Genomic DNA, 21,214 nt, shown 5'->3' with positions numbered 1-21,214 from the left:
GAACGGCTGTCCACCGGCGGACCGCCGTCAGGCAAGGAGGGAAGCATGACCGTACGGCGCGTAATGGGCATCGAGACCGAGTACGGCATCTCCGTGCCCGGGCACCCCAACGCCAATGCCATGCTCACCTCGTCCCAGGTCGTCAACGCCTACGCGGCGGCGATGCACCGGGCGCGGCGCGCCCGCTGGGACTTCGAGGAGGAGAACCCGCTGCGGGACGCCCGCGGCTTCGACCTGGCCCGGGAGGCGGCCGACGCCAGCCAGCTGACCGACGAGGACATCGGCCTGGCCAACGTCATCCTCACCAACGGGGCCCGGCTCTACGTGGACCACGCCCACCCGGAGTACAGCGCGCCCGAGGTCACCAACCCGCGGGACGCCGTGCTGTGGGACAAGGCCGGCGAGCGGATCATGGCCGAGGCCGCCGAACGGGCGGCCGAGGTGCCCGGCACCAGCCCCATCCACCTTTACAAGAACAACACCGACAACAAGGGCGCCTCCTACGGGACGCACGAGAACTACCTGATGAAGCGGGAGACCCCCTTCTCGGACATCGTGCGGCACCTGACGCCGTTCTTCGTCTCCCGGCAGGTGGTGTGCGGCGCCGGCCGGGTGGGGCTGGGCCAGGACGGCAGCGAGCACGGCTTCCAGCTCAGCCAGCGGGCCGACTACTTCGAGGTGGAGGTGGGTCTGGAGACCACCCTCAAGCGGCCCATCATCAACACCCGGGACGAGCCGCACGCCGACGCGGAGAAGTACCGCCGGCTGCACGTGATCATCGGGGACGCCAACCTCTCGGAGGTGTCCACCTACCTCAAGCTGGGCACCACCTCGCTGGTGCTGGCCATGATCGAGGACGGGTTCATCGCCGTCGACCTGGCCGTGGACCAGCCGGTGCGCACCCTGCACCAGGTCTCCCACGACCCGTCCCTCGGCCGGCTGATCACCTTGCGTAACGGCCGGAAGCTCACCGCGGTGCAGCTCCAGATGGAGTTCTACGAGCTGGCCCGCAAATACGTCGAGGAGCGCTGGGGCGGCGACGCGGACGACCAGACCACGGACGTGCTGGCCCGTTGGGAGGACGTGCTCGGCAGACTGGAGCGCGACCCGATGAGCCTGTCCGGGGAGCTGGACTGGGTCGCCAAGCGGGAGCTGATGGAGGGCTACCGCCGCCGTGACCAGCTCGACTGGGACGCCCCCCGGCTCCATCTGGTGGACCTCCAGTACGCGGACGTACGGCCCGACAAGGGGCTGTACAACCGGCTGGTCTCGCGGGGCAAGATGCAGCGGCTGCTGACCGAGGAGGAGGTCAAGGAGGCCGCCTTCAAGCCCCCGGAGGACACCCGTGCCTACTTCCGCGGGCGGTGCCTGGAGCAGTACGCCGACGACGTGGCGGCGGCCTCCTGGGACTCGGTCATCTTCGACCTGCCCGGTCGTGACTCCCTGCAGCGGGTACCCACGCTGGAGCCGCTGCGGGGTACCCGGGAACACGTGAAGGATCTGCTGGACCGCTGCCGTACGGCGGAAGAGCTGGTCAAGGTGCTTTCGGGTCACTGAAGTGCGGCTATTCGGTCTCCGGGACGGGAATCATCGGGGTGGTTCCTTGGCTTGCAGCAACCAGGGGGCCGAAGTCAGTCCCGGCTTGTAGGGTCTGATCTTGTACGTTCCGCGTACACCACCGAACCGAGCGGGGTGAGGGATATGGCGACCAAGGACACCGGCGGCGGACAGCAGAAGTCCACCCGCCACACCGAGGAGGCCGAGGAGCAGACGCAGGACGCGCAGGTCTCGGAGGACCTCAAGGAGCGCCACGAGGCGCTCTCGGACGACGTGGACTCGGTGCTCGACGAGATCGACGACGTCCTGGAGGAGAACGCCGAGGACTTCGTGCGTTCCTTCGTCCAGAAGGGCGGAGAGTGAGTCCTCGCCCCTGAGCGAGGGGAAACCGAAGCGGTGACGGACGCCGGGGAGCGGCGGACACGCGCTTCCCGGCGTTCCGTCCGGCCTCGGCCCGCCCCGCCCGGCCCCGGCCGGGCACGCGGTCGTATGTGGTCATCGATCATGGGGCGGGTAGGGTCCGGGGCGTACCGTACTCCAGTCACGACGCCGTACTGGGGCAGTTCAAGGACCGGGCGGTCGTCGAGGGACGTGCCGCCGCCTACCCGGAAGGAAACGTGTGGAAGCCGAAACTCGTAGTACCGGGCGTCTACCTGCTGCTTTCCTGACGCCGGGGTCGTCGTCCTTCATGGATTTCCTGTCCACCCACGCCCCGGAGCAGCTTCCGGGCAGCCGGCCGCTGCCGCCCGTCGAGGGCCCCGTCCAGGCGCCGCACGGGACGACCATCGTGGCCGTGACGTTCGCCGGCGGTGTGGTGATCGCCGGTGACCGCAGGGCGACGATGGGCAACGTCATCGCGCAGCGCGACCTGGAGAAGGTCTTCCCGGCGGACGAGCACTCCGCCGTGGGCATCGCCGGGACGGCGGGCATCGCCGTGGAGATGGTCAAGCTCTTCCAGCTGGAGCTGGAGCACTTCGAGAAGGTGGAGGGCTCGACCCTCTCCCTGGAGGGCAAGGCCAACCGGCTGTCCACGATGATCCGCGGCAACCTGGGCATGGCCATGCAGGGCCTCGCGGTGGTCCCGCTCTTCGCGGGCTACGACCTGGACCGGCGCAAGGGCCGCATCTTCTCCTACGACGTGACCGGCGGTCGCTCGGAGGAGCAGGGCTTCGCGGGGGTCGGCTCCGGCTCGGTCTTCGCCCGCGGCTCGCTCAAGAAGCTCTACCGGGACGACATGACCGAGGAGCAGGCCGCCACGGTCGTCCTCCAGGCGCTCTACGACGCGGCCGACGACGACTCGGCCACCGGCGGCCCCGACATGGTCCGCCGTATCTACCCGATGGTCGTGGCCATCACCGAGGACGGCTACCGCAGGCTCGCCGAGGAGGAGCTCTCCGGGCTGGTCCAGCGGGTGCACGAGGGCCGTCTGCAACTGCCGAACGGCCCGCAGGCCCCGGTTTCCTAGCCACAACACCCCCTAGACAGGAAGGGACGGACAGCCGGTGTCGACGCCGTTCTATGTGTCGCCCCAGCAGGCAATGGCCGACCGCGCCGAGTACGCCCGCAAGGGCATCGCGCGCGGGCGCAGCGTGGTCGTGTTGCAGTACGCGGACGGCATCGTCTTCGTCGCCGAGAACCCCTCTCGGGCACTCCACAAGGTCAGCGAGATCTACGACCGCATCGCCTTCGCCGCGGTCGGCAAGTACAACGAGTTCGAGAACCTGCGGATCGGCGGTGTGCGCTACGCGGACCTGCGCGGCTACACCTACGACCGTGAGGACGTCACCGCGCGGGGCCTCGCCAATGTGTACGCCCAGACGCTGGGCACCATCTTCTCCTCCAACGCGGAGAAGCCGTACGAGGTGGAGCTGATCGTCGCCGAGGTGGGCGCCGCCCCCGAGGAGGACCAGATCTACCGGCTGCCGCACGACGGCTCCATCGTGGACGAGCACGGCTCGGTCGCGGTCGGCGGCAACTCGGACCAGATCGGCACCTACATGGACCAGCGGCACCGGGAGGGAATGTCGCTGGGCGAGGCCCTGAAGCTGGGTGCCGAGGCGCTGAGCCGGGACAGCAACGGCAGCGAGCGGACGCTGACGGCCGAGCAGCTGGAGGTCGCCGTACTGGACCGGGAGCGGCCCCAGCGGCGCAAGTTCAAGCGGGTCCCCGCCGCCCAGGTGGCCCGGCTCCTGGAGGAGACGGCGGCGCCCGAGGAGGGCGAGGACTCCTCGAAGGAGTGACCTGCGTCCTCGGACGCCGGGCGGGCCGGCAGCCGGCCCGCCCGGCGTCCGAGGACGAGCGGAGTGACTAGCGGGTGGTCGGGCACGGCCCCGTCGAGCCGCGTGCCACCAGGTGGACGGGCAGCCGCGCGGTTTCGACCCGCTCGCCCTCCAGCACGGCGAGCAGCGCCCGCATGCCCGCGGCGCCCACCCGTTCGGCGGGCAGCCGGACCGTCGTCAGCTCCGGTTCCACGGCGGTGGCCAGCATCAGATCGTCGAAGCCGGTCACCGACAACTCCTCCGGCACGCGCAGCCCCAGCCGTCGTGCGGCCTTCAGCGCCCCGGCGGCCAGCAGATCGCTGTCGCACACCAGCGCGGTCGGTGCGGGGCCGTCCCCCTCGGCGGTGAGCAGGCGGGTGGCCGCCGCCAGGCCGCCCCGCACACTGAGCGGCGCGCGTCCGGTGCGGACCACGGCACCGCCCTGGGCCCGCAGCGCCTCGCGCAGGGCGCTCTCCCGGACGGCGAAGGTCCAGGAGTCCACCTCGGCGGCCAGATGGGCGACGTGCCGGTGCCCGGCCGCCAGCAGATGCGCAGTCACCTGCCGCATTCCGTCGGCGACGTCCACACCGACGACCGCGTCGCAGGCCCCCTCGTCGCTGTCGAGCATCACCAGCGGCAGCCCCGCGCCGCGCAGTGTGGCGAGCGCCTCGGGTGCCATGGAGGAGGCGATGACGCCGTCGAGGGCGGTGCGGGCGGAGGCGAAGGGGTCGGGAGCCCGCTCGACGCCCTCGGGCGAGGGGTAGAGCACGACGCCGAAGTCGTGCGTGGTGGCGACCTCGACGGCGCCCTGGTGGACGGCGGCGAAGAACTCCCCCGTGAGCGCCGGGACGACGAGCAGCGCCGTGCGGGTGCGGCCCATCCGCAGGGTGCGGGCGGCCAGATTGGGGCGGTAGCCCAGGGCGCGGGCCGCGGCACGTACGGTCTCCGCGGTGCGCGGCGAGACCCGGCCCTCCCACTTGCCGCCCAGGACGAGGGAGACGGTCGCCTGCGAGACCCCCGCGGCGCCGGCCACGTCGTGCCCGGTGGGCGTGCGGCCCGGACCCCGGTGGCCCGCTGCGTTCTTCTCCGGCACGGAAACTCCTTCACCCCGGCTCGCTGCGCATGGTACGTATGACGCCGTCGTTATACGTAAAACCGACGCTGGGGGTGGGGCGGATGGCGACCGGGTACGCCGAACTGCTGCGGGCCAGACACGCGGTGCGGCTGCTGGCCGGGACACTGCTGGGCAGACTCCCCAACGCCACGGGGCCGATCGCCATCGCGCTGTTCATCCGCGCGGCCGGCGGCAGCATGACACTGGCCGGAGCCCTCTCGGCGGTCTACGGCCTGGCCACGGCCGTCGGCCAGCCGATGCTGGGCCGCCTCGTCGACCTGTACGGGCAGCCGAGGGTGATGCTGCCCGCCTCGGTCGTCTCCGCGCTGGGGGCCGCCACCCTCGCCCTCACGGGCATCGACCCGCTGCCGCTCGCCTACGGCTGCGTACTGGTCTTCGGCCTGTTCACCCCGCCCCTGGAAGGCGGGCTGCGGGCGCTGTGGCCCAGCGTCCTCAAACGCGAGGAACAGGTGCATTCCGCCTACGCGCTGGACGCGGTCGCCCAGGAGGTGATGTTCGCCGCCGGGCCGCTGCTGGTGACGCTGCTGGTCGCCGGATGGAGCGAGGCGGCGGCGCTGCTGGTCGTCAACGCGCTCGGGGTGCTGGGGGCGCTGTCCGTGGTCGTCTCGCCGCCGTCCCGCAACTGGCGGTCGGCGCCGCGGACACCGCACTGGCTGGGCGCCCTGCGCTCCGCCGGGCTGAAGGTGCTGCTGGCCGCGTTCTTCTTCGTCGGGCTCGCGCTGGGCACCTTCGCGCTGGCCGCCGTCTCCTACGCCGACGACCACGGCGACAAACTGGTCTCCACCTATCTGCTGGCCGCCCAGGGCGCCGGTGCGCTGGTGGGCGGCGTCGTCTACGGGGCGCGCTCATGGCCCGGCAGCCACGAGCGGCGGCTGCTGACGCTGGTGGCCCTCTTCGCGGCCGGCAACCTGCCGCTGGCCCTGGTCCCGGGGGTGCCGGTGATGGTCGCCTTCGGCGGGCTGTCAGGGCTGTTCCTGGCGCCCTCGCTGGCCTGCGCCTTCGTGGTGGTGGACCGGCACGCGCCGGCCGGCACCGTGACGGAGGCCTTCTCCTGGCTGGTGACCACCTTCGGGGTGGGTGCCGCGGCCGGTACGGCGGCGGTGGGCACCGTCATCGAGCGCGGCGGCACCGGCGCCGGGTTCGCCGTGGCCGGCGCGGGCGGGGTGGCCGCGCTCCTGGTGATGCTGGCGGCGTGGCCCGTACTGCGGGATGCGGCACGGGCCCGGACCGGGGTGGTGGCGGGCGCGCCGGCGGCCGGGCCGGGCCCGGTGACCGGGCCCCCATGTGCGCAAACCGAGCAGAACGGGGGTGCGTAAGGCGGTTTCAGATCCTTCGTGTAGGCGTACTGTTCAGTCATGGACCGCCGAATCTTCGGGCTGGAGAACGAGTACGGCGTCACATGTACGTTCCGGGGCCAGCGGCGGCTGTCCCCCGACGAGGTGGCGCGGTACCTCTTCCGCCGAGTTGTGTCATGGGGCCGCAGCAGCAACGTGTTTCTGCGGAACGGCGCGCGCCTCTATCTGGACGTGGGCTCGCACCCGGAGTACGCCACCCCCGAGTGCGACAGCGTGACCGAGCTGGTCACCCACGACAAGTCCGGCGAGCGCATCCTGGAGGGCCTGCTGGTCGACGCCGAGCGCCGGCTGCACGAGGAGGGCATCGCCGGCGACGTGTACCTCTTCAAGAACAACACCGACTCGGCGGGCAACTCCTACGGCTGCCACGAGAACTATCTGGTCGCCCGGCACGGAGAGTTCTCCCGGCTGGCCGACGTCCTCATCCCCTTCCTGGTCACCCGGCAGCTGGTGTGCGGCGCCGGCAAGGTGCTCCAGACCCCGCGGGGCGCCGTCTTCTGCGTCAGCCAGCGTGCCGAGCACATCTGGGAGGGCGTCAGCTCCGCGACGACCCGCTCGCGGCCCATCATCAACACCCGTGACGAGCCCCACGCGGACGCCGAGCGCTACCGCCGGCTGCACGTCATCGTCGGCGACTCGAACATGTCGGAGACGACGATGCTGCTCAAGGTCGGCGCGACCGATCTGGTGCTCCGCATGATCGAGGCCGGCACGGTGATGCGGGACCTGACGCTGGAGAACCCGATCCGGGCCATCCGCGAGGTCAGCCACGACATCACCGGCCAGCGGAAGGTCCGGCTGGCCAGCGGCCGGGAGGCCTCCGCGCTGGAGGTCCAGCAGGAGTACTTCGACAAGGCACTGGACTTCTGCGACCGGCGCGGCATCCGCACCGGCCGGGTCGAGCAGGTGCTGGAGCTGTGGGGGAGGGCCCTGGAGGCCGTCCGCAACCAGGAGCTCGACAAGATCAACACCGAGATCGACTGGGTGATGAAGTACCAGCTCATCGAGCGGTACCGGGCCAAGAACAACATCACGATGTCGCACCCGAGGATCGCGCAGATAGACCTCGCCTACCACGACATCCACCGCCGCCGCGGCCTCTACTACCTGCTGGAGCGCAGCGGCCGGGCGGCCCGGGTGTGCAACGACGTCAAGATCTTCGAGGGCAAGTCCGTGCCCCCGCAGACGACGCGGGCCAGGCTGCGCGGCGACTTCATCCGCCGCGCACAGGAACAGCGCCGCGACTTCACGGTGGACTGGGTGCACCTGAAGCTGAACGACCAGGCGCAGCGCACCGTGCTGTGCAAGGACCCGTTCCGGTCCGTGGACGAGCGGGTGGAGAAACTCATCGCGGGAATGTGACGGACGCCTCACTCGGGGTGCGGCGCGACGGCGTGGCCGGGGCGGCTCCCGGCCGCCCGTCAGCCCCGCGTTGACCGCCGGAGGGCCGCCGCCGTGTCGTGGGCGGCGGCCGTCTCGTTGCCGGGTCGTAGGCTGTGTGCTCCGTACGATCACCCCTGAACCCGCGAGTGGGACACATGTTGCATTTTCCCGGGGGCTCGCACCCCCGAATCTCCCGAGCCTCCCGGACCCTGCCGAGGAAGCACGCGCGCCGCGTCGCCGCGCTGCTGACCGTTCCGCTGATCGCCGTCTCCGCGGCGGCGTGCGGCGACGACGGTTCGTCCGACGCCAAGCCCCCGGCCGTCAGCGGGGCCTGGGGCAAGAAGCCCAAGATCGACAAGGGTGAGGGCGACCCGCCGTCCGAACTGCAGGCCAAGGTCCTCAAGGCGGGCAAGGGCGAGAAGATCCACAAGGGCGACGCGGTCAGCGCGCACTACGTGGGCCAGCTGTGGAACGGCAAGGAATTCGACAGCAGTTGGAAGCGGAAGGCCCCCGCCACCTTCCAGATCGGCACCGGCAAGGTCATCAAGGGCTGGGACGAGGCGCTGGTCGGCAAGAAGATCGGCAGCCGTGTCGAGATCGTCGCACCGCCCGACAAGGGGTACGGCGAGAAGGGCCAGCCGCCGTCCATCCCCGGCAACTCCACCCTGGTCTTCGTGGTCGACCTGGAGAAGATCGCCCCCACCAAGATCGACGGCAAGCCGGTGGACGAGCCGCAGAACCCGCAGCTGCCGAAGGTCAGCACCAAGGTCGAGAAGGGCAAGGCGCCGTCCGTCGAGATGCCCAAGGGCAAGAACGAGGCCCCCGACGAGCTGATCAGCGAGACGGTGATCAAGGGCAACGGCAAGAAGGCGGTGGACGCCGGCAGCACCATCTCGGCCCACTTCACCGCCAAGTCCTGGAACGGCGCCAAGCAGCTGGACGACACCTGGGCGCAGGGCGGTGCGCCGCAGGAGATCCCCGTCGCGCAGATCCCCGGCTGGGCCAAGGGCCTCAAGGGCGCCACGGCGGGCAGCCGCGTGGTGGTCTCGGTGCCGCAGAGCGAGTTCCCCAAGGAACAGCGCAAGCAGTTCAAGGACGGCGTCGTCTTCTCCGTGGACATCCTCGAGGTGAAGTGACCCCGCGCGGCGCGGTCCGGCCGCCCACCGTGACCGGACCGCGCCCGTGCGAGACTGGCGCGGTTGTCCCGCAGATTCGTTCGTAGGAGCAAGATTCGTGAGCATCGACAAGCCCGAGGTCGACTTCCCCGAGGGCGAGCCGCCCGCCGACCTGGAGATCCAGGACCTGTGGGAGGGGGACGGCCCCGAGGCCAAGGCCGGCGACAACGTCTCCGTCCACTACGTGGGCGTCTCCTTCTCCACGGGTGAGGAGTTCGACGCCAGCTGGAACCGCGGCAAGCCGCTCCAGTTCCAGCTCGGGGCAGGCCAGGTCATCGAGGGCTGGGACAAGGGCGTCCAGGGCATGAAGGTCGGCGGCCGGCGCCGGCTGACCATCCCCGCGCACCTGGCCTACGGCGACCGCGGCGCCGGCGGCGGCCGTATCCAGCCGGGCGAGACGCTGATCTTCGTCTGCGATCTCGTCGCCGTCTGAGCGACGCCGCTACCACACGGGCCGGGAGCCCCGCAGCCGGCGGGGCTCCCGGCTTTGTCCCCCGCCGCGTCGGCGGTACGGTCGGGGACCGGAACAGCAGGAGAGAGGGCACGAGGGAACCCATGGCGATCGCCAAGGCCGAGCGGCTGATGAATCTCGCGCTGTGCCTGCTGGGGGCCCGCCGCCCGCTCACCAAACGGGAGCTGCGCGCCTCCATCGAGGCGTACGTCGAAGCCTTCGGCTCGGGCACGGCCTCCGGCCCCGGGGAGGCCGCCACCGGCTCCGAGGAGTCCTTCAGCCGCATGTTCGAGCGGGACAAGGACGACCTGCGGGAACTCGGCCTGGTCATCGACACCGTCGAGAACCTCGACGGGGAGACCGCCTACGTCGCCCGCCGCGACAGCAACCGCCTGCCGCCCATCACCCTGGACGCCGCCGAGGCCACCGCGCTCGGTCTGGCCGCCCGCGTCTGGCAGCAGGCCCGGCTCGCCGCCGCCGCCAGCGGCGCCCTCCAGAAGCTGCACGCCGCCGGCGGCATGCCCGGCGTCGCCGTACCCGAACAGGGCGGGGAACGCCAGCTGAGCACGCTGGAGCCGCACATCCCGGCCCGCGAGGCCGCGTTCGAGCCGCTCATGCTGGCCTGCCGCGACCGCCGGCCCGTCGTCTTCGACTACCGCAAGTCCAACGCGGCCCACTCCGAGCGCCGCCAGGTCGAGCCCTGGACCCTGGAGTGCTGGCGCGGACACTGGTACCTGGCCGGCTGGGACCGGGAGCGGCAGGCCGAGCGGGTCTTCCGGCTGTCCCGGATCACCGGTCCGGTCCGCTCCCGGGCCGCCGCCTTCACCGCGCCCGTACCCGATCAGGTGACGGTGCGCGAGACCGTGGAACGCTGGGCCGGGGAGGGGGCCACCGGCACCGCCCGCATCCGGCTGCGGGCCGGCGCCGGCTACCCGCTGCGCGCCCGCGCCCTGCACACCCGGGAACTCGGTGACGGGTGGGACGAGTTGGAGATCCCGTACGGGCACGGACTCGACGCCTGGCTGGTCGAGTTCGGCCCCGATGTCGTGGTGCTGGAGCCCGCCGAGCTGCGCGCCGACGTGATCGACCGGCTGCGTGCCGTGGCCGAGGGCTAGAGGGGAGGAGCACCGCATGGCCGTCAACGCGATCGACCAGACCCGACGGATGCTCTCGCTGGTCACCTACCTCAAGGACCGGCCGGGCGCCCGTGTGGCGGAGGTCGCACGTGCCTTCGGGATCAGCGAGGACGAGCTGATCTCCGATCTGAACGTGCTGCCCATGTGCGGCACCAGCTTCCGCGGCGGCGATCTGCTGGAGATCGACACCGACGGCGAGCGCATCTGGTGGCGCAACGCCGAGGCCCTCGGCGCCGACACCGCCCAGCCGCTGCGGCTGGCCGCAGACGAGGCGACCGCACTGCTGGTCGCCGCCCGCGCCGTGGCCACCCTGCCCGGCCTGCGCGAGAGCGACCGGGACGCGCTCCAGCGGGCCACCGCCAAGCTGGAGACCGCCGCCGGAGAGAGCGCCGGCGCCAGCTCCCGGCTCTCGGTCACCTTCGAGTCCGAGGGCGGCGTCTTCGCCGACGTCGACCGGGCCATCGCCGAGCGCCGCAGACTCTGGATCCGGTACTACTCGCCGGCCCGCGACGAGCTGACCGAGCGCGAGGTCGACCCGATCCGGCTGTTCGCCGTCGGCCACACCTACGTCGAGGCCTGGTGCCGGCTCTCCGAGGCGCGGCGCACCTTCCGGCTCGACCGGGTGGCCGAGATCAGACTGCTGGACGAGCGCTCCGACCCTCCGCCGATAGAGCCCCGCGACCTGAGTGCGGGGCTCGTGCAGCCCGCGGCGACCGATCCGCAGGTCGTCATCGAGGTCGGCCCTGGTGGGCGCTGGGTCGCCGAGTACTACCCGCACGACAGCGCCGAGGAGCTGCCCGACGGCGGTCTGCGGATCACCCTGCGCACCCCGGACCCGGCCTCCCTCCGCCGGCTGGCGCTCCGACTGGGCCCGGACGGCCGTATCACCTCCCCGGCCGACCTGGCCGAGAGCGCCCGGGAAGCGGCCCGCAGCGCCCTGGCCGCCTACGAGCCGGCCACGGCCCCGACCCCGGAACCGACCCCGGGTTGATGCGGGGCCGCTTCGGGATTGGGACGGCGGGTTGATGTGCGGTGCCGACTCCGGCTTCGGACGGCGGGTGATGTGGTGGCGACTTCGGTACCGGCCCCGGTATTGACCCCCGGGGTGCTGCGGGGCCGACGCTGGAACCGGTACCGGGGTGATGCGGAGCCGGCGCCGAGACCGGTACCGGGGTGATGCGGAGCCGGCGCCGGAACCCGCCCCGGGCTGATGCGGTGGCGACGCCGAAACCGGCCTCTGTCGGTGCGGGGCCGCTTCCGGGTTCGGGCCTCGGGCTGGTGGGTGCTGCTTCGCTGACCGGGCCCTGGGCTGTTCCGTCGCCGGGTCCTGATCCGTACCTCTGGGGGTGAGCCGGTGGTGCTTCGCTGACCGGGCCGCGGCCGGCCGTTGGTCCCTCCGGTGCTCTCCGCTGTCTGTCCTGCCGGTCTTTCTCCGGCTGATTCCGGTCGTATCCCGGCGCCCCGGTCAGGCCGCGGCCCGGCGTGGCCGTGGCCCGGGCCGCTGGAGAGGGGCCGGGAGGGGCGGCGGTCGGGTGCGGGTGCCCGTGCCGGGCCGCCCCGGCCGGGGAGCGGTGCCGGGGTGGCGGCGTGGTCCGCCGGGGGTGCGGGGACGGCCTAAGCTGGCGTGCATGCTGTGGCCGATGTTCTTCCTGGCGGTCGCCTTCTGCGGCATCGCCGTGCTCGGGGTGCTCGCCGTCCGCGTGGGGCTGGAGGTGCGCCGGTTCTCCCGGGCGGTGGGTGACAGCTCGGAGCGGATCACCCGGGCCGCCCAGAACCTGGAGCGCGCGGCGCAGCCGCTGGCCGCCCGCTCCGGCCGTCTCCACGGGCAGGGCGGAACGCAAGGGCCGAACGAGACATAGCCGACGTACGGGCGGTCTCCAGTCATGGACGGGGGAGCGGTAGGCTGCCAGATGCCGTGTCGGTGGATGCCGAGCGCGCAATCGTGCGGATGCACAGGGATTGCCCGGTGTTCACTCCGCAGGGTTACGATCGATCCCGGCACGTCAGCACGGTGCAGCCAGTCCGATGAAGGGCAGGCAAGGACACGCCCCCGGCGAGAAGGTAGTGGCACATGATCGGCAATCTGCGGCCCATGGAGATCGTACTGATCCTCCTAGTCATCCTGCTGCTGTTCGGCGCCAAGAAGCTCCCGGACATGGCCCGTTCGCTCGGTAAGTCGGCCCGCATCCTCAAGAGCGAGGCCAAGCAGATGAAGAAGGAGAGCGGTTCCGACGGCGACCCGGACCGGAACGGCACGGCCCAGTCGGCGGCGAAGACGATCCAGGCCGCCCCCGGTGACGTGACCTCTTCCCGTCCCGTCTCCGAGCCGGCCGACCAGCCCAAGCAGAGCTGAGCGGTCCGGCACACGCCGACCGTGTCCGCCGCCCGTCGCCCGGCCGTGGCCGTGCGCGGGCCGCGCCTGCCGTATCCGACACTTCGAGACTGAGGACGAGGGGTGCTCAAGTCCGCCCGTAAGCAGGGTAAACAGCGGAAGGACCCCGAGGGGCGGATGCCTCTCGCGGACCATCTGCGGGAGTTGCGCAACCGCCTCATGAAGTCGGTGCTGGCGGTCCTCGTCGTCACCGTCGTGGCGATGATCTACTACAAGCAGATCGCCGACTTCCTGATGCACCCCGTGCGGGAGTCGGTGGGCTGCACCAAGGGCTTCGGCGAGGCCGCCAAGGAAGGCGAGACCTGCGCCGAGATCACCATCAACGGCCTGATCGCGCCGTTCACCATCATGCTGAAGGTGGCGCTGACCACGGGCGTCGTCATCGCCTCCCCGGTGTGGCTCTACCAGCTGTGGGGCTTCCTCGCGCCCGGCCTGCACAAGCACGAGAAGCGGTACGCGCGCTCCTTCGTCGCCGCCGGCGTGCCGCTGTTCCTGGCCGGTGCCTGCCTGGCGTACGTGCTGCTGCCCAAGGCCGCCAAGACCCTGCTGGACTTCAGCCCCGAGGGCGCGGGCAACCTCATCCCGCTCGACGACTTCCTGGACATCGTCACCCGCCTGGTGATCGTCTTCGGGCTGGCCTTCGAGCTTCCGCTGCTGCTGGTCCTGCTGAACTTCGGCGGCATCCTCACCGGGAAGCGGCTGCTGGGCTGGTGGCGCGGGATGGTCGTCGGCATCACCGTCTTCGCCGCCGTCGCCACCCCCACCGGTGACCCGCTGACGATGTGCGCGCTGGCGGCGCCCATCGTGCTGCTGTACTTCGGTGCGGTCGCCATCTGCCTGTTCAACGACCGCCGGCGCGGCCGTGCCAATCCGTACGCGGGCCTGGACGACGACGAGGCCGCACCGCTCGACCACACCCCGGAGACCGTCGGCGCCTCCGAGTCGCTGCCCGGGCCGCGGTCGGTGACCGAGCCGGGCGCCGGGAACGGCACCGACGAGGGCGGTTCCGCCAACCGGAACGGTTACGACGACGTCACCTGAGCGGCTATCGTCCGCCTGTGACCAGCGAGATCACCCTTTTCGTCAACCCCGCGGCCGGCCGGGGCCGGGGCGCCGCGGCGGCCCAGCCGGCGGCCCGCGCACTCCGGGACGCGGGGTTCACCGTGCGCACCGTGGTCGGAGCCGACGCGGACGACGCCCTCTCCCGTGCCCGGCACGCGGTGCGGGGCGGTACCGGGGCGCTGATAGCCGTGGGCGGGGACGGCATGGTCTCGCTCGCCCTCCAGGCCGTCGCCGGGACGCCCGTACCGCTCGGTGTGGTCGCCGTCGGCACCGGCAACGACTTCGCCCGCGCCACCGGGCTTCCCGTACGCGACCCGGGCGCGGCCGGGCGGCTGGTGGCCGAGGCGCTCAAGGCCGGACACCAGCGGGCGCTCGATCTGGGCCGGGTGGGGGAGCGCTGGTTCGGTTCCGTGCTGGCCTCCGGTTTCGACTCGCGGGTCAACGATCGCGGCAACCGGATGCGCCGGCCCACCGGACGTCTCAAGTACGACCTCGCCCTGCTCGTCGAACTGGCCGCGCTGCGCACCGTCCCGTACACGATCACGCTGGACGCGGGGGAGCCGTTCGAGGTCGCCGCCACTCTCGTCGCCGTCGGCAACGGGCCCTCCTACGGCGGCGGCATGCGGATCTGCGCCCGGGCGGCCCTGGACGACGGGCTGCTCGACGTCACCGTGGTGGGGGAGTGCTCCCGCCGTGAGCTGCTGCGGGTCTTCCCCCGGGTCTACAAGGGCACCCACCTGGGGCATCCGGCCGTCACCACCCACCGGGTACGGAGTGTGACACTTGACGCGCCCGGCGTGACCGGCTATGCCGACGGCGAGCCGCTCGGGCCCCTGCCGCTGACGGTACGGGCCGTCCCGGAGGCGGTGCGCCTGCTGACGGACGGGCCCGGCACGGCCGGCGCCGTCCCGCCCACCGGCTGACCGTACGCCGTTGACCACGGGTTCTGCCCCATCGGCCGGTAAAGATCGTGAGCGGTGTCAGGGGCGACCGGTAGGCTCGTACTCACGATGACCGAGGATCTGTCCCCCGCGGAGCGGTACGCGGCGGCCCGCAGGCGCGCCGAGGAGCAGGCCACCGCTCTGGCCCCCTTCCGTGACATGTACGACTTCGATCTGGACGCCTTCCAGATCGAGGCGTGCCAAGCCCTCGAAGCAGGAAAGGGAGTGCTGGTCGCGGCGCCGACCGGCTCAGGCAAGACCATCGTGGGCGAGTTCGCCGTCCACCTGGCCCTGGAGCAGGGCCGCAAGTGCTTCTACACCACGCCGATCAAGGCGCTCTCGAATCAGAAGTACAACGACCTGGCCAAGCGCTACGGCTCCGCCAACGTCGGACTGCTGACCGGCGACAACAGCGTCAATTCCGAGGCGCCGGTGGTCGTGATGACCACCGAGGTGCTGCGGAACATGCTCTACGCGGGCTCCAAATCGCTGCTGGGGCTCGGCTACGTCGTCATGGACGAGGTCCACTACCTCTCGGACCGCTTCCGCGGCGCCGTCTGGGAAGAGGTGATCATCCACCTCCCGGCCTCGGTCACCCTCGTCTCGCTGTCGGCCACCGTCTCCAACGCGGAGGAGTTCGGTGACTGGCTGGACGCGGTGCGCGGCGACACCGAGGTGATCGTCTCCGAGCACCGTCCGGTGCCGCTGTGGCAGCACGTGCTGGCCGGCCGGCGCATGTACGACCTGTTCGAGGAGTCCGGGGACAAGCGCGAGGTCAACCCCGACCTGGTGCGGATGGCCCGGATGGAGAACAGCCGGCTCCCCCGCGACCGGCGGCGGTCCCGGCCGCAGCGGGAGGCCGACCGGGAGCGGGAGCGCCGGCAGCGCGCCCGGATCTGGACCCCGAGCCGGCCCGAGGTGATCGACCGGCTCGACGCGGAGGGGCTGCTCCCCGCCATCACCTTCATCTTCAGCCGGGCCGGCTGCGAGGCGGCCGTCCAGCAGTGCCTCTACTCCGGGCTGCGGCTCAACGACAACGCCGCCCGCGCCAAGGTCCGCGAGATCGTGGAGGAGCGCACCCGCGACATCCCCGACAAGGATCTGCACGTCCTGGGCTACTTCGAGTGGCTGGAGGGCCTGGAGCGGGGCATCGCCGCGCACCACGCGGGCATGCTGCCGACCTTCAAGGAAGTGGTCGAGGAGCTGTTCGTCCGCGGACTGGTCAAGGCCGTCTTCGCCACCGAGACGCTGGCGCTGGGCATCAACATGCCGGCCCGCTCCGTGGTGCTGGAGAAGCTGGTCAAGTGGAACGGCGAGCAGCACGCCGACATCACCCCGGGCGAGTACACGCAGCTGACGGGGCGCGCGGGGCGGCGTGGCATCGACATCGAGGGCCACGCCGTGGTGCTGTGGCAGCGCGGAATGGACCCGGGGGCGCTGGCCGGGCTGGCCGGTGCCCGCACGTATCCGCTGCGGTCGTCCTTCAAACCGTCGTACAACATGGCGGTCAATCTCGTCTCCCAGTTCGGCCGGCACCGCTCCCGCGAGCTTTTGGAGACGTCGTTCGCGCAGTTCCAGGCCGACCGTTCGGTGGTCGGCATCTCCCGGCAGGTGCAGAAGAACGAGGAGGGGCTGGCCGGCTACCACGCCTCCATGACCTGCCATCTGGGGGACTTCGAGGAGTACGCGGGGCTGCGCCGGCAGCTCAAGGACCGGGAGACGGAGCTGGCCAAGCAGGGCGCCAGCCAGCGGCGTGCCCAGGCAGCCGCGGCGCTGGAGAGGCTCAAGCCGGGCGACATCATCCATGTGCCGACCGGCAAGTTCGCCGGGCTGGCACTGGTGCTGGACCCGGGCGTGGCCGGCGGCCGGGGCGCCGCGCACCGCAGGGGCTACGACGGCGGCGCCGGCAACGAGGGGCCGCGTCCGCTGGTGCTGACCGCGCAGCGGCAGGTCAAACGGCTGGGACCGATCGACTTCCCGGTGCCGGTCGAACCGCTGGAGCGGATGCGCATCCCCAAGTCGTTCAACGCGCGCAGCCCCCAGTCCCGCCGGGACCTGGCCTCCGCACTGCGCAGCAAGGCGGGCCACTACGTGCCCGAGCGGCACCGCAGGCAGCGGTCGGCGGCGGCCGACGACCCCGAGATCGAGCGGCTGCGCAAGGCCATCCGCCAGCACCCGTGCCACGGCTGCGACGAGCGGGAGGACCACGCCCGGTGGGCCGAGCGCTACCACCGGCTCAAGCGGGACACCCGTCAGCTGGAGCGGCGTATCGCCGGGCGGACCAACACCATCGCCCGCACCTTCGACCGGGTCTGTGCCGTGCTCACGGAGCTCGGCTATCTACGGGACGACCACGTCACCGATGACGGCCGGGTGCTGGCCCGGCTCTACGGCGAGCTGGACCTGCTGGCCTCCGAGTGTCTGCGTGAGGGCGTGTGGGAGGGGCTGCCGCCCCAGGAGCTGGCCGCCTGTGTCTCCGCGCTGGTGTACGAGTCGCGCAGCGGGGACGACGCGCTGCCGCCGAAGATGCCCGGCGGCCGGGCGCGTGCCGCGCTCGGCGAGATGGTGCGCATCTGGGGCCGGCTCGACGCCCTGGAGGAGGACCACCGCATCACCGCGGCCGAGGGGGTGGGCCAGCGCGAGCCCGATCTGGGCTTCGCCTGGGCCGCGTACCGCTGGGCGGACGGCCACGGTCTGGATGAGGTGCTGCGCGAGGCGGACATGCCCGCCGGTGACTTCGTGCGCTGGTGCAAGCAGGTCATCGACGTCCTCGGCCAGCTGGCGGCTGCGGCACCCGGCTCCGGCACGGTGGCCAGGAACGCGCGGAAGGCCATCGACGGGATGCTGCGCGGGGTCGTGGCGTACTCCAGCGTCGGCTGACGGCCACGGCCCGGGCCGTCGGCACGTTCGGCCCCACCCTCTCCGCAAACGGGATCCGTCCGGCGAGGGGACGGGGCCTTCCGCTGCCCGCTGGGGCGGTATGGCCGGGCGGCGGTGTTGACGGAGGCGTGCGGCGGCGGGATGTTCAAGCGTGCGTCGACTGCCGGGCACCGTGCCGTCCCACGGGCCCGGCAGCGTCTCGTGTGATCGCCCGTCCCGCCCGTACCTCACCCGACAGGGGGCCCTGTGCGTACGAGAACTCCCGCGATCCCCAGAAAGCCGGTACGGCTGCGCCGCTGGGCCTGCGCCGTGACCGCCGTCGTCGCCCTCGTGGCGACGGCCGCACCGGCCGCCACCGCCGGGCCGGGGAGCGGGGAGGCGCACGGTGCCCGTGGCGGCCCCGGGGCGGACCCGGCGGGCGGTCTGCGGCTCACCCAGGTTCAGGCCATGGCCACGCACAACAGCTATCACCGCGAAACCACCTCGCCGGCCGAGCAGCAGCTGATGTCCCGGTACGACCCCAACTGGCAGACGCTGCTCTACAGCCACGCCTCGCTGCCCGTACAGTTCGAGCAGCAGCGCGTACGGGGTGTCGAACTGGACGTCTTCCCCGATCCCGACGGCGGGCTGTACGCCGGCCCGCTGCTGCGCGAGCGGGCCGGGCTGCCGCCGCTCACCGACCCGGAGCTGCGCAGGCCCGGGTTCAAGGTGCTGCACTGGGCCGACTTCGACTACCGCTCGTCGTGCACGACGCTGCGCGGCTGTCTGCGGCAGATCAAGGAATGGTCCGACCGCCGGCCCGGGCACGTCGCCGTCCCCGTCCTGCTGGAGCTCAAGCGGACCGATCCCCGGCTGGAGGAGCAGGGCGGTGCCAAGAGCCCGCCCTGGGACACCGCGCTGCTCGACGCGCTGGACGAGGAGATCCGTGCGGTCTTCGGGGAACGGGAGATGGTCACCCCCGACGACGTGCGGCGGGGCGCCCGGACGCTGGAGCAGTCCGTGCTGCGGCGCGGGTGGCCCACGGTGCGCGCCACCCGCGGACAGGTGATGTTCTTCATGGACAACGACGCGCGTGACATCCAGGACGCGTACCGCGCGGGCGGGCGCGAGAGCCTCCAGGGGCGGGTGCTGTTCACCGACTCCGAGCCGGGGCGGCCCGATGCGGCGTTCATGAAGGTCAACGACCCCACGGGGGCGAACAGGGCGGTCATCCGGGACCTGGTGCGGCGCGGGTACTTCGTGCGGACCGCGCCGACGTTCCGCTGGACCAGGCACGCAGCGGGGACACCAGCATGCTGCGGGACGCGCTGTCCTCGGGTGCCCAGATGGTCAGCACCGACTTCCCCGTACCGGGCATGGCGGCGCGGTACGGCTCCGACTACGTCGCCCAACTGCCCGGCACCCGGGGCGCCGTACGGTGCAACCCGGTGACGGGGCCACGGAACTGCCCGGCCCCGCTGGAGGGCTAGGCCACCGCCGGCTGGTTCTCCTGTTCGGCCTCCACCTGGGCGTTCCACTCGCGCTTCGAGGCCTGCCAGCCGTCCTCGTCTGCGCCGAGCCGCCAGTAGCCGGAGATGGAGAGCTGCTCGCGTGTGATGCCCCGCTCGAGGCGCAGGTGGCCGCGGAGCTCCTTGACGAAGTGGGCCTCGCCGTGGACGAAGGCGTGCACCCGCCCGGGCGGGAACTCCAGGCCGCGGACGGCGGCGACCAGCCGCTCGCCCACGGGGGCGTCGCCGCGGTGCAGCCAGACCACCTCGGCGCCGGCCGGTGCGGCCAGCTCCTGCTCCTCCTCGGGGCCGGCCACCTCGATGAAGGCCCGTACCGGCGCCCCGGCCGGTACGCGGGCGAGGGAGGCGGCGATGGCGGGCAGTGCGCTCTCGTCGCCGGCCAGCAGATGCCAGTCCGCGTCGGGGCTGGGGGAGTAGGCGCCGCCGGGCCCCAGGAACCGGACCTCGTCCCCGACGGCCGCGTCCCGGGCCCAGGGACCGGCCAGTCCCTCGTCGCCGTGGACGACGAAGTCGATGGTCAGCTCCCGGGCGGCCGGGTCCCAGGCGCGGACGGTGTAGGTGCGCATGGACGGCCACTGGTCGCGGGGGAACTCGGCGCGGATCCGCTCGATGTCGAACGGCTCCGGGTAGACCACGCCCGGGGCCGGGAACAGCAGTTTGACGTAGTGGTCGGTGTGTTCACCGGCGGTGAAGCCGGCCAGGGAGCCGCCACCGAGGACGATCCGCACCATGTGCGGGGTGAGCTGTTCGGTGCGCACCACACGTGCGTGGTGGAGCTGCGGCTTCTTGCGGGCCGGACGGGCCGGGCGGTCGGGCACGGGGCCTCCCTGGACGTGGGGCGGGATGTGTCTGCACCGTAACTTAGGTATGCCTAAGTTACCAGGCCCGGGGCGGCGAAGATCATCGGGCCAGGGTGGTGACCAGCCGCCGCAGTGAGCCGCCCAGCCCCCAGCGTTCGGCCAGTTGTTCCAGCCCCTCCGGATCCCGCGGGGTGCGGGGCAGGGTGAGGTCGGTGTCCGGGAGGGGCACGTCCCGGGCGACCCGCACCACCTTCGGTGCCACCTCGAGATAGGCCGTGGCCTCCTTGAACTTGGTGCGCTGCGCGGGGGTCAGCCGGGAGACCGGGTCCGCGGCGGCGGCGCGGATGCCGTCCAGATCGCCGTACTGGTCCAGCAGCTTGGCCGCCGTCTTCTCCCCGATGCCCCGCACACCGGGAAGGCCGTCGCTGGGGTCGCCGCGCAGCACGGCCAGGTCGGCGTAGCCGGCGCCGTCCACCCCGTACTTGGCGCGCAGGGCCGCGCCGTCGTACACGTCCAGACTGCCGACGCCCTTGACCGGGTAGAGCACCCGGACACCGCGGGTGTCGTCGATGAGCTGGAACAGGTCGCGGTCCCCGGTGACGATGTCCACGGGACCGGCGGACCGGGTGGCGAGCGTGCCGATCACGTCGTCCGCCTCGTAGCCGGCCGCGCCCAGCCGGGCCACGCCGAGCGCGTCGAGTACCTGCTCGATCACCGGGACCTGCGGGCCGAGGGTGTCGGGCGTCTCCTCCTGGTCGGGCCCCTCGGCGACCTCCTCGGCGACGCGGTGCGCCTTGTAGGAGGGGATCAGCTCGACCCGCCACTGGGGGCGCCAGTCGGCGTCCATGCAGGCCACCAGGGCGTCGGGGCGGTGGTCCTGGACCAGCCGGGCGATGAAGTCGAGCAGGCCGCGCACCGCGTTGACGGGGGTGCCGTCGGGGGCGCGGACGCTCTCGGGCACGCCGAAGTAGGCCCGGAAGTAGAGGGAGGCGGTGTCCAGGAGCATCAGCCGGGGGCCGTCGGCGCCGCCGGTCGGGTTTGCTGTGTTCGCTGTGGTGATGGTCACGGGCCGATGATGCCGTACGGGACCGACAGCGCGTGGCGGCCGTGGGCGGCGGTGACGCCTGCGGAAGCGATGCGTCCGTTTGTGCCGGTATGAAGCGCGTCACGGCCGGTTTGGA

The 21,214-nt window shown here is 72.1% G+C and carries 19 protein-coding genes and 1 pseudogene; 17 read left to right on the top strand and 3 right to left on the bottom strand.

All coding sequences use genetic code 11. The features are described 5' to 3' along the window. Nucleotides 1–45: 45 nt before the first annotated feature. The 5 genes from dop (at nt 46) to prcA (ending at nt 3,797) form a co-directional block, all read left to right on the top strand. Nucleotides 46–1,557 carry a depupylase/deamidase Dop gene (dop, locus tag IO40_RS0117680; RefSeq protein WP_016467850.1) on the top strand — a complete coding sequence of 504 codons (1,512 nt, stop codon included), beginning with the start codon at nt 46–48 and terminating at the stop codon, nt 1,555–1,557. A gap of 144 nt (nt 1,558–1,701) precedes the next feature. Continuing rightward, nucleotides 1,702–1,920 carry a ubiquitin-like protein Pup gene (locus IO40_RS0117675; RefSeq protein WP_016467849.1) on the top strand — a complete coding sequence of 73 codons (219 nt, stop codon included), beginning with the start codon at nt 1,702–1,704 and terminating at the stop codon, nt 1,918–1,920. A 128-nt stretch (nt 1,921–2,048) separates the two neighbouring features. Further along, nucleotides 2,049–2,225 carry a hypothetical protein gene (locus IO40_RS37995; RefSeq protein WP_167344772.1) on the top strand — a complete coding sequence of 59 codons (177 nt, stop codon included), beginning with the start codon at nt 2,049–2,051 and terminating at the stop codon, nt 2,223–2,225. After that, nucleotides 2,177–3,022 (top strand): proteasome subunit beta, encoded by an 846-nt coding sequence (prcB, locus tag IO40_RS0117670; RefSeq protein ID WP_030408268.1) that lies wholly within the window; start codon nt 2,177–2,179, stop codon nt 3,020–3,022. Before IO40_RS37995 ends, prcB begins: the two co-directional genes overlap by 49 nt. Before the next feature lie 37 nt (nt 3,023–3,059). Continuing rightward, nucleotides 3,060–3,797, top strand: a complete 738-nt coding sequence (prcA, locus tag IO40_RS0117665) for a proteasome subunit alpha (protein WP_016467847.1) — start codon at nt 3,060–3,062, stop codon at nt 3,795–3,797. A 67-nt stretch (nt 3,798–3,864) separates the two neighbouring features. Here the strand turns inward: prcA and IO40_RS0117660 are convergent, their stop codons facing one another. Beyond that, the gene (locus IO40_RS0117660; protein ID WP_016467846.1) at nt 3,865–4,908 is read right to left on the bottom strand and encodes a LacI family DNA-binding transcriptional regulator; all 1,044 of its coding nucleotides are present in this window, start codon (nt 4,906–4,908) and stop codon (nt 3,865–3,867) included. Nucleotides 4,909–4,991: 83 nt separating this feature from the next. Between IO40_RS0117660 and IO40_RS0117655 the strand changes: the two genes are divergently transcribed. The 12 genes and pseudogenes from IO40_RS0117655 to IO40_RS33710 all read left to right on the top strand — a co-directional run bounded on the left by IO40_RS0117655 (nt 4,992) and on the right by IO40_RS33710 (nt 19,194). Beyond that, on the top strand, nt 4,992–6,266 hold the full coding sequence (locus IO40_RS0117655) for an MFS transporter (protein WP_031175722.1): 1,275 nt from the start codon (nt 4,992–4,994) through the stop codon (nt 6,264–6,266). Nucleotides 6,267–6,305: 39 nt separating this feature from the next. Further along, on the top strand, nt 6,306–7,667 hold the full coding sequence (gene pafA / locus IO40_RS0117650; RefSeq protein ID WP_016467844.1) for a Pup--protein ligase: 1,362 nt from the start codon (nt 6,306–6,308) through the stop codon (nt 7,665–7,667). A 176-nt stretch (nt 7,668–7,843) separates the two neighbouring features. Beyond that, the gene (locus IO40_RS0117645; protein WP_016467843.1) at nt 7,844–8,824 is read left to right on the top strand and encodes an FKBP-type peptidyl-prolyl cis-trans isomerase; all 981 of its coding nucleotides are present in this window, start codon (nt 7,844–7,846) and stop codon (nt 8,822–8,824) included. 97 nt (nt 8,825–8,921) lie between these two features. Further along, nucleotides 8,922–9,296 carry an FKBP-type peptidyl-prolyl cis-trans isomerase gene (locus IO40_RS0117640; protein ID WP_016467842.1) on the top strand — a complete coding sequence of 125 codons (375 nt, stop codon included), beginning with the start codon at nt 8,922–8,924 and terminating at the stop codon, nt 9,294–9,296. 122 nt (nt 9,297–9,418) lie between these two features. Further along, nucleotides 9,419–10,429, top strand: coding sequence for a helix-turn-helix transcriptional regulator (locus IO40_RS0117635; protein WP_016467841.1), 1,011 nt, complete (start codon nt 9,419–9,421; stop codon nt 10,427–10,429). Nucleotides 10,430–10,445: 16 nt separating this feature from the next. Beyond that, the gene (locus IO40_RS0117630; protein ID WP_030408265.1) at nt 10,446–11,441 is read left to right on the top strand and encodes a helix-turn-helix transcriptional regulator; all 996 of its coding nucleotides are present in this window, start codon (nt 10,446–10,448) and stop codon (nt 11,439–11,441) included. A 637-nt stretch (nt 11,442–12,078) separates the two neighbouring features. Then, nucleotides 12,079–12,309, top strand: coding sequence for a hypothetical protein (locus tag IO40_RS0117625; RefSeq protein WP_030408264.1), 231 nt, complete (start codon nt 12,079–12,081; stop codon nt 12,307–12,309). Between the two features lie 212 nt (nt 12,310–12,521). Then, nucleotides 12,522–12,803, top strand: coding sequence for a Sec-independent protein translocase subunit TatA (gene tatA, locus IO40_RS0117620; protein ID WP_016467838.1), 282 nt, complete (start codon nt 12,522–12,524; stop codon nt 12,801–12,803). Between the two features lie 156 nt (nt 12,804–12,959). After that, nucleotides 12,960–13,883, top strand: coding sequence for a twin-arginine translocase subunit TatC (gene tatC, locus IO40_RS0117615; protein ID WP_164439374.1), 924 nt, complete (start codon nt 12,960–12,962; stop codon nt 13,881–13,883). 17 nt (nt 13,884–13,900) lie between these two features. Continuing rightward, a complete protein-coding gene (locus IO40_RS0117610) occupies nt 13,901–14,827 on the top strand; it encodes a diacylglycerol kinase (protein ID WP_016467836.1) in 927 nt (308 codons plus the stop codon). 87 nt (nt 14,828–14,914) lie between these two features. Continuing rightward, the gene (locus tag IO40_RS0117605) at nt 14,915–17,725 is read left to right on the top strand and encodes a DEAD/DEAH box helicase (protein WP_030408262.1); all 2,811 of its coding nucleotides are present in this window, start codon (nt 14,915–14,917) and stop codon (nt 17,723–17,725) included. A 447-nt stretch (nt 17,726–18,172) separates the two neighbouring features. Then, nucleotides 18,173–19,194: pseudogene (locus IO40_RS33710) on the top strand (phosphatidylinositol-specific phospholipase C1-like protein). On the opposite strand, the gene IO40_RS0117595 reads toward IO40_RS33710, so the two are convergent. Next, the gene (locus IO40_RS0117595; protein WP_016467833.1) at nt 19,191–20,051 is read right to left on the bottom strand and encodes a siderophore-interacting protein; all 861 of its coding nucleotides are present in this window, start codon (nt 20,049–20,051) and stop codon (nt 19,191–19,193) included. The pseudogene IO40_RS33710 and the gene IO40_RS0117595 sit on opposite strands and share 4 nt — an antisense overlap. An 82-nt stretch (nt 20,052–20,133) precedes the next feature. Further along, entirely contained in the window at nt 20,134–21,039 is a 906-nt protein-coding gene (locus IO40_RS0117590) for a 5'-3' exonuclease (RefSeq protein ID WP_031175721.1), read from the bottom strand. Nucleotides 21,040–21,214 lie beyond the last annotated feature (175 nt).

Origin of the sequence: Streptomyces albus subsp. albus (assembly GCF_000725885.1) — a bacterium.
In the GTDB taxonomy this organism is placed as follows: domain Bacteria; phylum Actinomycetota; class Actinomycetes; order Streptomycetales; family Streptomycetaceae; genus Streptomyces; species Streptomyces albus.
This window is presented reverse-complemented; position numbering and strand designations above follow the sequence as displayed.